Origin of the sequence: Coleofasciculus sp. (assembly GCF_046565525.1) — a bacterium.
In the GTDB taxonomy this organism is placed as follows: domain Bacteria; phylum Cyanobacteriota; class Cyanobacteriia; order Cyanobacteriales; family Coleofasciculaceae; genus Coleofasciculus.
On the sequence record NZ_JBKHUP010000178.1, the window covers coordinates 1 to 9,829 of the forward strand.

The following is a 9,829-nucleotide window of genomic DNA, read 5'->3' on the forward strand; positions in this document are numbered from 1 at the left end:
ACCCTGACCCATTGTAAACTCTATGGTAGCGATCGCGTCGCCGTCGCCCCCGACTCTCGCCCCCTCAAATCAGCCATTATTAATGCCTTCCGTTCCTGTCCAAGCACCTATCGAACCAATAGGTACTACGGGATTCTTACCTATTCGGAAACACCTGAACTAAGCTATAAACCGTTCGTACAATTTTATAGCTAACACAAGTGTTTTCAGCGCTCACGCGCCTGCCATAAAAGTGCCAGGACTAGAAAGTTTCTGGCACGTTTTAATCTTTAAACCGTTCAACCATGCAAATTCAACGATACCGCTTAAATCGAGCATCAGGACACATCTATCGAGTAATGGAGTCCCCCTTCCGCCTAGAAGACGTTGGAGAATCCCTAGACATGATAATTCTCCATGCCACACCACCCGTTCGAGGCGAACCCTTTCCCAATATGCCAGAGCAAGATTGGATTGGGTTGTGCTTTTTAAATGCTGAACTGAATTGGTCATTTACTTTACTCAATAGTGGCAAATCCAATGCTTTGTCTTCATTTTTACACTACACCACAGAACGTGAAATATCCTCGGTTCTTACTAAGGTTACTTTAATCCCCCAAACATCTCGTCGGGGTAATCATTGGTTTGGCTATGCCTTTGAAGCGTTACCGTTGCCTGACGTGAATCTCCCACAACTTTTAAAGCGCCATTCTACATTGCCCCTGATTGACCCCACCGTGGACTTGGAATTTTCTCCCGCTAACTGGGATGAGCTTTTACTCCGACTAAATTCTCAAGCCATTACCACTCAGAAAATGAACTCATTGAGTTACGACACAGAAGATTTGGAAACCCGTTCAAAGTTTGTTATTTGGAATTAGTTTAAGAAGGCAGAGAGCAGAACTCATAAAGAATTCAACTCTAATTTCGGACAAGATAAAACCTTGACCGAAATCACACTCTATTCATTTGTAATAGGGGCGCTTCCGCGCTGCAAAAATAGCGAAATTAAAATGGATAGCGCCCCATGCACTACTACCTTAATGAAAATCTTCTGAACTTACTAGAAAAAGACCCAAACCAGTTCCGCAAAGTCTACCAAGGGTGGGTCGCTCCTACGATACCCCCACAACAAAAAGAGCGGCTGGAGTTGGGACGGCAGTTCCACCAAATCATCAGACAGCACCTAATGGGTTTACCCGTGGACTCATTGTTGGCAAATTACCCTCAGCTTAAGCATTGGGTTAATCAGCTAAGCCAAAATGCGCCGGAAATCTTTGAGAGAAGTCCGGAGAACAGGAAAACTTGGGATGAGCAAATACAGGTAATGTATAGTGACATTATTTTGTCGTCAACTTGTGATTTAATCATCCGAAATTACCAATCCGCTCAAATTATTGATTGGACAGTTTACCCAATTCACCAAGAGTATCTAGAAAACAGTTGGCATACACAGCTTAAACTCTATCTTTTAGCTGACACTGACACCTATTTAGCTGAAGAGATTTCATTAACCTATTGGCTCCTCACAGATGAAGTGTCACCCAAATGTCTGAGATTTGGCTACAGTCAGGAACAACACGATGCATTTAAAGACCGGCTTGAAGCAACCCTGAGCCAACTGAGGGAGCCAAGTGGAATCAATACGTCTACCCCAACCGACCAAGACCCTCTCACCGCGTTTCTTCAAGGTCAACTATCTGCAAAAGATTATGTAGTTTCCATTCCAGAAGTTGAACTCTAATCCATGACTCAAAACTCAATAACCGTCAAACGAATTGATTTGACTCCTGATGGGTGGCGATTTAACATCCTCTCGAAAAGAATTGCCACCATTACCGCCCCAGATGGTTCCAGAAAGGTTTCCTATTTTGGCTTTGAAACAGAGACGGAAGCCAAAACCTTCAGGGATGCTATTCTGACTCATTCACTCTGCACCAGTGCTGTTGTTAGACCTTCGGAAAGGCTGACCACAGTTTGGGAATGCAAAGCCTGGGGAATCCCCACCGAACTTATTTGCTACTTAATTAATCGCAGCAATCCCCACGGTTCAAAAACTAACGCTTTGAACTTTATCGCCCAGCCATCCGATTAATTTTTACTTACTAGTGCTTTTTACACCATCTAACAAGCGGGAGCGTGGTAGCTCCCGTTTTCCAAACGGGGGCGGAAACGCGACACGGCAAATTTATTTGCCGCTTTTTTTTAGAGTGGTGAGGGTCGTTGATGTAAGCCAAAATCACCGCTGTCGAAACTTTGCCTGTAGTGTCATGAAAATATCCTATTGTCCACATAGAGGGCATTTTTTAAGGTGAGGATACTTGGCTCTGAGTTCATGAGACGAACGTCCTTTAAAGGCTTTGACAACTTGTGCTATTGAGTGGTCAGTATCGTATTCTACGAGCAAATGAACATGGTCAGGCGCTATCTCTAGTGCTTTAATGAATCAACCTTTTTTGTTGACATTTGTCTAAATTAAAACTATCCTGATTAAAAGGTCGATGTCAATCATTTTAGGCAACTAACATTCTCGATTTCTCCAGTATGGCTAAAAGCACTACCCCTTCATTCATTACAACCATCCCCCTTGTTGTAACCAGTCAATCAGAGTCAGAGTTGCTTTCTCGCTTCCAAGTGGGTCGGCAACTCTATAATGCTTTGCTCAACGAGGCAATGGTTCGGATGCGGTTAGTGCAAAAATCTTCTCAATACCAATCAGCCAAAACACTGCCCAAGGGTAAAGCTAGAACAAAGGCATTTGCTGAAGCAAGAAAGCAATATAGATATTCCGAATACGACATCCAAGCTTATGCAACGGTAGTCGCATAAGCCTCTAAGTGGATTGCTCAAAAAGTCGATTCCAATACTCAGCAAAAGTTAGCGACTCGTGCCTTCCAAGCAACAGAAAAGGTAATGTTTGGTCGTGCTAAGAAAGTACGATTCAAGGTTCCTTCTCGGTTCCGCAGCATGGAGGGCAAGACCAACAAGCAGGGTATCCGTTGGACTGGGGAGCACCTTCTTTGGGGAAAGCTCAAACTCAACGCCCTGATTCGCCCCAATAACCCTGTAATGATGCATGGCATCAACAGCGAAATCAAATACGTCCGGATTCTCTGGAAAGAAATTAACGGTAAACGTCGCTGGTATGCTCAGTTAATCAACAAAGGGGAGCCTTATCAAAAAGCTGCTAATTTTGTTAATCCTGGAGTTGTTGGATTAGACCTGAATATTTCCAATGTGGCTTATGTGGCTGACAGCAATGCTGGCTTGTTACCCTTTGCCGAGAAGGTTCCGACCTTTGAGCGTGAGATTAGTAGCTTGCAGCGAAAGATGCAACGGTCACAACGGCAGTCCAATCCTGATAACTACGAACCTGACTTCTTAGGAAGGAAGGGACGTAAGGCTATCCTGAAAAAAGGGAAGCCGAAAAAAGGTTGCTCTTCGTGGAATAAATCCAAGCGTTATCATGCTCTTGCGCGTCAAAAGCGAGAATTAGAGCGGCGTAAAGCTGAGTACTGCAAGTCTCAAAATCGTCGCCTAGTTAATGACATTCTCAGAAACGGAAACCAAATCAAGACTGAAAAGGTTTCTGTAAAGGGATGGCAAAAGAATTGGGGAAAAGCGATTGGCGCTAAGTCCCCTGGTTCTTTTCAGTCAGAACTGAAACGCAAAGCTGAGAAAGCTGGCGGTTCGTTCTATCAGTTTTCGACTACGAAAACGGCACTCTCTCAAACTCATTTAACAGGGGAACGTATCAAAAAATCTCTGTCAGAACGAGTTCATTACGATAAGTCAGGCGTAGTAATGCACCGTGACTTGATGAGTGCGTTTTTAAGTCGTCACGTTTATGACGATGTGTTGTCATTGCAGAATGCTCAATCCGAGTATCCAGGGATGGAAACCGCCCTGCTACGGGCATGGCAACAATATCAACAATCGGCAAATCGAGTAAGCGCGTCTGAAAGTCGGTGCAGTCATAGCCCCGTAGAGCTGATTCGTAGCGTCTTAGAAAAGTCTAGCCAGATAGCTTCCTCTGGGACGAGTGAAAAGCTAGATATAAGCTTCTGAGGAATCTCCCGATTTTAGCGTAGCGGAACCGGGAGAGGTTTCAACCAAACAACTCCTGCGATGAGCCAAACTTTACCTCTATTCAACCTAGAAACATCAGCCTCTACTCCCTGTCTCAGTCCAAGTACAATAGCTGCCATTAAAGCCCTCCTAACAATGGGGATGGATAAGCAATTTTCCGCTTGTTTGCTAGAATTAGCCGGATGCAGCCTTCCTCACCAAAGATACTTAGCCGGACCTATTATTACCCACAATAGCGGTTGGCAAGATACGATTCCCCAGTGGCTACTTGAAGCCATTCCCCTAGCTCGATTTGAATCAATCGCCACCGAAATCGACGCTGGGGAAATCGGTGAACTAGCAACGCCTGAAGAAGCTCTGGCAGTTATGTACCCTGCCACCATGCAAGCTCCGTTATCACATCGCTGGTACGAAGTTTATATGTATCTGGGTAATCAAGTTTTGACCCAACATCAAAAACTGCCACCGGGTCAAACATTCTGGGAATTAATGGGCATAAATCATCCTATTACTTATGCCCAAATTCGTCAAGACTATGAAGAATTAGCACGGGACATCCGCCAGCGAGTGGTACTCCTCGCCGCTGAGCGAGGAGTAGGAAAGCGCCAGCGCAAATCCTTAAGAACAAATCAACACCAGCCAGTCGAACAGGTACAACCCGAACCGACAAGTTTCCAGCAGTTATCCTTGTTTGATTAGCCACATCTAATTTTCAATAGTTACCCAAAATGCAGCCAACCAATAAACCTTCAGTTAATTGGCAGGAATTCTTTGAGACTTTAGGAGCTATATACTGGCATATTGACTACTATCAATTCCTCCAATTAACGGGTTTTGATGAATCTGACTATGCCCTCAACAAATTTAAAACCATCCAGGCAGCCATCAAAGGGTTGTCCTGTCTAGATAATTATTCATGGCAGCGATTAATCCAGGGAATTGAAGGTATTAAAAATGAAAAAATTGCCAGATCCCGTGAGAGACTTTCTCAAACAAACGGGCAGAATACCACTGCTGACTGAGGAAGGTGACTCCGAAGAAACAATAACGCTCATTAGCCCATGATTGCAACGACCAGCGCCCTTATCAAAGCGGGGCAATTGCCTCTTTTAGGGCGCATTTACTGGGCTACGGGTTCAATCGCAGCGCAGCGGAGATAACCCGTAGGGGGATAGCGAGAAATGCCATCGGTCAATCCCCAAAGTATTTCTATTATTGTCCCGATAAGTGGTATAATCTAGTTATGAAACAAGTCCTGACGGTAGTTGTAAAGCTTCAACCTACGCCTGAACAAGTTGCCAAAATCGAGGCAACTCTTCAGGCGTTTGCTGCTGCCTGTAACTATGTTAATGAACACACAAATCCAAGGCTGACCAATAAAATCGCTATTCAGTCCCTAACCTACCAAACTATCAAGAGTAAATTCGGTCTTGTGGCGAATATGGCAGTTAGGGCTTGTGCGCGGGTCTCGACTAACCGCAAGGTAGCTAATCAAAAAGGCAAGCCTGTTAAAAGCTTTGCCCCGACCAGTATGGACTGCGATAAAGACTTGTTTCGATTTCGTGAGCCAGACTGGACTGTGAGTCTTGCGACTATTCACGGCAGGGAACACATTGAGCTAAATGCTGGTAACTACCAAAGAGGCAAACTCAAGGGAAGAAAACCAACATCAGCTCAGTTGTGTAAGCATCGCGACGGGAAGTTTTATCTGCACATCCAAATTAAAGATGATGCGCCCGACTCGCCAGATACCGATAAGGTTCTTGGTATCGACTTAGGCAGGCGTGATATTGCTGCAACTTCAGAAGGCGAAAATTGGGACGGTGCAGGTATTCAGCGAGTTCGCGATAAGTTTTCTCGAGTTAGAGCATCTTTCCAAAAGAAAGCCCCGAAAGGCACAAGGACAACTCGGCGTAGATGCCGGGAAATCTTGAAACGGCTGTCGGGTAGGGAGAGACGCTATCAACAGTGGCTCAATCACGGTATTTCTAAGGCAGTGGTCAACAGAGCAGTCGAGTTAAGTGCCTCGATTGCCATAGAAGACCTCACGGGAATCAGAGAAAGAACTAACGAGCAGCCTAGAAGCAAGACTGAGCGTAGACGCTCTAATAGTTGGGCGTTTTATCAATTGCGTCAGTTTATCGAATATAAAGCGCTCTTGTTCGGCGTTCGAGTTATTCCTGTTCCTCCAGCCTATACTTCACAACAATGCCATAAATGCTTGCACATTCACCCAATAAAAGGAAAGTCTTACCGTAGTGGCAAGACTTTCAGGTGTGGGCATTGTGGATGGCATGGGGATGCCGATTTCAACGGAGCTAATAATATTGCACTTGTGGGGCAGTCTATAAACCAGCCTGGAGGCACGGGGTTATCATGCAGGTTAAAAAGAACAATTGAGTATGTTCAGCTTAGCCTATTTGACGACTTCAGGGCTGCTGAAAACCCAGACTTCAGCGATAGCAAGTCTGGGTAGTTTATTTTTCCTATTTCCTGGCAGACCCTTTGCCTGCATCCTACATCTAAAAGAACCAGTCAAGTTACAGGCAAGCGATGGTGAAAGCCCTCGCGATTCATCCGAGGGATGAAACAAAGCCTGGATGCGTCCCGTAAAAAGATTAGTGGGATATCTGGGGCATCTGGTTGAATGCTATTGTCCCCAATTGCAACATACAGCACTTTCTAACACGGTGTAGTACAGTCACAAGCAGATAGCGCAGTTCTACTCTTGTCTAGCTGTATCACATCGAGTCTGAAAACGCTGTACTGGCAAAAAATACGAATATTGGGTTGAGAAGCCCCGGCACAAAACGCTCAAAAAGAGGTTGGAGTATTTGCAAAAAGTGGCTGAACTTGACTTGGAAAAGATGCCCTGAAAAAAAGAACTCATGCTAGTGCCAAAATTAAGGCAGCATCCCAGGCTTTGATGGCTAAGGATTGATTGTTGGCAAGTCTATTTTTACTGAATATCCCTATTCTCTTAGCACAGCTAACACATCCGCCCAAGTTCCTTCGTGCGGATAAATCTCAGTGAAGCCGTCTTGAGGATAAGGAATGCCTGTTCCCGTCAACGCCCGCTCTACTGCTATCCAAGACGCAGAAGTGGGCATATAGCCGTAAGAACGGTTATTAATTGCCGTGATATGCCACGTTCCATCAGGCTGCTCTTCCAACGTCGCCTCCCCTGCTGCTAGCACTGGCTCCCCACTGGCAGTTTCGGCGTGTTCATTGAGTCTTCCGCCCAGAACGAACACACCATCGAGGTTCACAATATACGTCTGGGGCTTCTCAAAGGGCCAAGTCTTATCTTCCCGCAGAATTGGTGCGATCGCTTGGAGGTCAGTTGGCGAGTGGATAAGGTGACCCGCCATCTTCACAGCACGGCACAGATGACTTGGATCGCCCAAATAAGGATAGCGACCAAAATCATCAGGTCCTGGAGAGAGGGGCGGTTTTGACGAGGCGGGTGTTGACGAACTTGTCCGTGGGGTTCGGGGTGGTGGTGTTAGGTTCTTCAGATCGTAGCGGAATGAAGGTGTACCGCGTTTCAGGTCGTCTAAACTATAGCGTTCAATACCTCCCATCCTAGCCACAACTAACCTGCCAAATTGATCCCAGCCAGCCCATTCCACGGCAGCATCTAACAGTTGGGGGTAGCCGTCGAGGGTGTAGGCATAGACTCGACCCCGATTAAAATAGTAGCCGCGATAGAACATCCGCAGCGTTGGGTGAGTGGGTGTCGGTTGCAGGAACCAGCCAGGGTCATTGTGGAACAAATAGCCCAATGCCGTTTTCTCCCTTTGACCCAAAGCCCAGTCCCCAGCACGTTGCCAGCCATCGCGCTCTAAGCGACGGTAGAAGGGACCTTCATCTTCGCCATAGTGAGAAAGAGATTGCTCTATTTGTATACCCAGTTCTGATGGTGGGGTATCTGTAGGTCGAGGTTGTGCGGTGGGAGGTAAATTCAGCCACAATCGCTTTTCGTTCAGCCAAACTCCACCTCCGTGCCAGGAATCGTTTTTGGGCCACAAGGTCAAGGCACGCAGCCAAGGGGGTTGAGAGAGTGCTACCCAAGACCAGAGTTCGCGGCTGGGACCAAGGGCAAAATAGACGAGCCACTGCCCATCAAACGACAGGTCGCAGCGATAAACATACAGCTTGCCACGAAACCACGAACCGGGTTCAAACTGGTCAGTGGCAGTGTCCCAGGCGATGAAATGGTAGACCCGTGAGGGACTGCGCCGTATAATCAGTATCTTGGGCGCAGCTCGTGCTATGAGCAGGTGTAAGCGGGGTGGAGGTGTCATAATCTCTATTGTGGCTCGGTTTTCCTCTGGTTTTTCCTTTCCCAATCTGCGAGGGCGCTGTCGCGCTGCTACTTGTGAAGAGAACCCAAGGAAAAATGATTCTTTCTACAATAGATGCCAGTGAACTCCAAGAAACTGGCGAACTAACCCTCACTGAATTAGAAGCCCAATTCCGTACCTTTACCCTGAGGGAACTCTGCTTTGAAGCGGCAAACCTAGCCGAACTCATTGCAGCAACTCCCCATGACCAGTTACTCAACCTGATTCAATCTTGGATAGCTGAGGCTACCGAATCCAAGGTGGATGGGTATTGCTTTGCTGCTGATTCTATTAAGAATGATATCGAACTCTGGAAGCTTAAAAAAGAGCATCTAATAAAAATGTGCGACCAGATAATTGAGCGCAAAGAGTCAGAGTTGGATGCTATGAAACAGGGTTTAATCCAACTTGAGCAAATAGGTCTGGTTGATAGTTATCTGGTTGGCAAAACTCGCACTATTGAAATCCGCGATAACAGCCGACCCAAAGTGACACTCAAACTGTCGCCCGATAACCCACTGTTTCCTGACCCGTTCAAAGCTACTCGTACCCGCACAGTTGCCCTCACAGATGAGATTGCTGCTGCTTATGCAGCCGGAGTAGACGTTAGCGCCATCGCAGATGTCACCCTTGGCAAACAAGTGCGATTCAAGTTGCGACCCAAACGAATCAAGAACAAGCGGTGAAGTCAACACCCAAATGTTCCTGCATTCGGGATTGACTTAAACAGGAGCTATATTCATGATCAAACCCATTGGTTATCAAGAGGGCTATCAGCAAGCCTTACAGGATTTTGGCATATCAGACCTGCTGGGGAAATTGAGCACTTTTTTGGAAAAAATGAATGAGACTCAGTGGCAACAAATTCAGGAAGATGAACCGGATTCAATCGCCGCTTTGTTGATTGAACAGTTAACCTCTAGTCTCCAAGAAAGCTTAATCTCCGCCTACCTGAATGCAATTCGGCAAGGGGATAGCAGGGGAATCTCTGATTTGCCTTTAGTTGACAGCATCCTGCCTCAAGCAAGCCAGAAGCTTACCAATTTTAATATCCCCCAGTTTGAATACGGTGAGCCTCTTCGCTGGAAGCCCCTGGAAGGGTTAGTGGAGACCGACTTTGGCGTGGTTATTGGTCGCTTTATAAAGCCCGCGCCCCACCAGGGTTTTCAGTGGAATTGGAAGTATCTGATTCTCCTGGATAAAGACTCGCTCAGTTCGACAATAGTCGCTGCTGATACAGCTTGGGAAGACGACCTAGAGCGTCGCTTGGTGTAACCACAGTTAGCATATTTTCTGCCTTTTAACCCTTCGCAAGGCTTTTCAGGCAGGCTTTTGACTTATTATGACCCGAAACCGTCCTTTAACTCAACGAGAGCGAGATCTGATTCAACTCTACAGCAATTGCCAACTCGGAA

The 9,829-nt window shown here is 46.3% G+C and carries 12 protein-coding genes and 1 pseudogene; 11 read left to right on the top strand and 2 right to left on the bottom strand.

Annotated elements, in window-relative coordinates; genetic code table 11:
• The 4 genes from ACLGGO_RS33970 to ACLGGO_RS33985 form a co-directional block, all read left to right on the top strand.
• A partial coding sequence (locus tag ACLGGO_RS33970; RefSeq protein WP_446422623.1) for a hypothetical protein occupies positions 1–195 on the top strand: 195 nt, incomplete at its 5' end.
• An 89-nt stretch (positions 196–284) separates the two neighbouring features.
• A complete protein-coding gene (locus tag ACLGGO_RS33975; RefSeq protein WP_446422624.1) occupies positions 285–860 on the top strand; it encodes a hypothetical protein in 576 nt (191 codons plus the stop codon).
• A 146-nt stretch (positions 861–1,006) separates the two neighbouring features.
• Positions 1,007–1,723 (top strand): PD-(D/E)XK nuclease family protein, encoded by a 717-nt coding sequence (locus ACLGGO_RS33980; RefSeq protein ID WP_446422625.1) that lies wholly within the window; start codon positions 1,007–1,009, stop codon positions 1,721–1,723.
• A gap of 3 nt (positions 1,724–1,726) precedes the next feature.
• Positions 1,727–2,074 (top strand): hypothetical protein, encoded by a 348-nt coding sequence (locus ACLGGO_RS33985; RefSeq protein WP_446394661.1) that lies wholly within the window; start codon positions 1,727–1,729, stop codon positions 2,072–2,074.
• A 112-nt stretch (positions 2,075–2,186) separates the two neighbouring features.
• On the opposite strand, the pseudogene tnpA reads toward ACLGGO_RS33985, so the two are convergent.
• A pseudogene (gene tnpA, locus ACLGGO_RS33990) lies at positions 2,187–2,422 on the bottom strand (IS200/IS605 family transposase); the annotation flags it as partial.
• Positions 2,423–2,523: 101 nt separating this feature from the next.
• Here tnpA and ACLGGO_RS33995 point away from each other — a divergent pair.
• From ACLGGO_RS33995 to ACLGGO_RS34015, 5 genes are all read left to right on the top strand, one after another.
• Entirely contained in the window at positions 2,524–2,808 is a 285-nt protein-coding gene (locus ACLGGO_RS33995; RefSeq protein ID WP_446422626.1) for a hypothetical protein, read from the top strand.
• An 84-nt stretch (positions 2,809–2,892) separates the two neighbouring features.
• On the top strand, positions 2,893–4,047 hold the full coding sequence (locus ACLGGO_RS34000; RefSeq protein ID WP_446422627.1) for an RNA-guided endonuclease TnpB family protein: 1,155 nt from the start codon (positions 2,893–2,895) through the stop codon (positions 4,045–4,047).
• A 60-nt stretch (positions 4,048–4,107) separates the two neighbouring features.
• A complete protein-coding gene (locus ACLGGO_RS34005; protein WP_446422628.1) occupies positions 4,108–4,767 on the top strand; it encodes a hypothetical protein in 660 nt (219 codons plus the stop codon).
• 255 nt (positions 4,768–5,022) lie between these two features.
• The gene (locus ACLGGO_RS34010) at positions 5,023–5,133 is read left to right on the top strand and encodes a sigma-70 factor domain-containing protein (protein ID WP_446422629.1); all 111 of its coding nucleotides are present in this window, start codon (positions 5,023–5,025) and stop codon (positions 5,131–5,133) included.
• A 178-nt stretch (positions 5,134–5,311) separates the two neighbouring features.
• Positions 5,312–6,544, top strand: a complete 1,233-nt coding sequence (locus ACLGGO_RS34015) for an RNA-guided endonuclease InsQ/TnpB family protein (RefSeq protein ID WP_446422630.1) — start codon at positions 5,312–5,314, stop codon at positions 6,542–6,544.
• A 496-nt stretch (positions 6,545–7,040) separates the two neighbouring features.
• Here the strand turns inward: ACLGGO_RS34015 and ACLGGO_RS34020 are convergent, their stop codons facing one another.
• Entirely contained in the window at positions 7,041–8,375 is a 1,335-nt protein-coding gene (locus ACLGGO_RS34020; protein ID WP_446422631.1) for a hypothetical protein, read from the bottom strand.
• Positions 8,376–8,470: 95 nt separating this feature from the next.
• Between ACLGGO_RS34020 and ACLGGO_RS34025 the strand changes: the two genes are divergently transcribed.
• Together ACLGGO_RS34025 and ACLGGO_RS34030 are read left to right on the top strand one after the other, a co-directional pair.
• On the top strand, positions 8,471–9,100 hold the full coding sequence (locus tag ACLGGO_RS34025; protein WP_446422632.1) for a siphovirus Gp157 family protein: 630 nt from the start codon (positions 8,471–8,473) through the stop codon (positions 9,098–9,100).
• A 55-nt stretch (positions 9,101–9,155) separates the two neighbouring features.
• The gene (locus tag ACLGGO_RS34030; protein ID WP_446422633.1) at positions 9,156–9,689 is read left to right on the top strand and encodes a hypothetical protein; all 534 of its coding nucleotides are present in this window, start codon (positions 9,156–9,158) and stop codon (positions 9,687–9,689) included.
• Positions 9,690–9,829 lie beyond the last annotated feature (140 nt).

What these genes read in the sequence shown, in the direction of transcription:
- ACLGGO_RS33975 (WP_446422624.1), top strand. Translation starts at nt 285, where the DNA reads ATGCAAATTCAACGATACCGCTTAAATCGAGCATCAGGACACATCTAT.
- ACLGGO_RS33980 (WP_446422625.1), top strand. Translation starts at nt 1,007, where the DNA reads ATGCACTACTACCTTAATGAAAATCTTCTGAACTTACTAGAAAAAGAC.
- ACLGGO_RS33985 (WP_446394661.1), top strand. Translation starts at nt 1,727, where the DNA reads ATGACTCAAAACTCAATAACCGTCAAACGAATTGATTTGACTCCTGAT.
- ACLGGO_RS33995 (WP_446422626.1), top strand. Translation starts at nt 2,524, where the DNA reads ATGGCTAAAAGCACTACCCCTTCATTCATTACAACCATCCCCCTTGTT.
- ACLGGO_RS34000 (WP_446422627.1), top strand. Translation starts at nt 2,893, where the DNA reads ATGTTTGGTCGTGCTAAGAAAGTACGATTCAAGGTTCCTTCTCGGTTC.
- ACLGGO_RS34005 (WP_446422628.1), top strand. Translation starts at nt 4,108, where the DNA reads ATGAGCCAAACTTTACCTCTATTCAACCTAGAAACATCAGCCTCTACT.
- ACLGGO_RS34010 (WP_446422629.1), top strand. Translation starts at nt 5,023, where the DNA reads ATGAAAAAATTGCCAGATCCCGTGAGAGACTTTCTCAAACAAACGGGC.
- ACLGGO_RS34015 (WP_446422630.1), top strand. Translation starts at nt 5,312, where the DNA reads ATGAAACAAGTCCTGACGGTAGTTGTAAAGCTTCAACCTACGCCTGAA.
- ACLGGO_RS34020 (WP_446422631.1), bottom strand. Translation starts at nt 8,375, where the DNA reads ATGACACCTCCACCCCGCTTACACCTGCTCATAGCACGAGCTGCGCCC.
- ACLGGO_RS34025 (WP_446422632.1), top strand. Translation starts at nt 8,471, where the DNA reads ATGATTCTTTCTACAATAGATGCCAGTGAACTCCAAGAAACTGGCGAA.
- ACLGGO_RS34030 (WP_446422633.1), top strand. Translation starts at nt 9,156, where the DNA reads ATGATCAAACCCATTGGTTATCAAGAGGGCTATCAGCAAGCCTTACAG.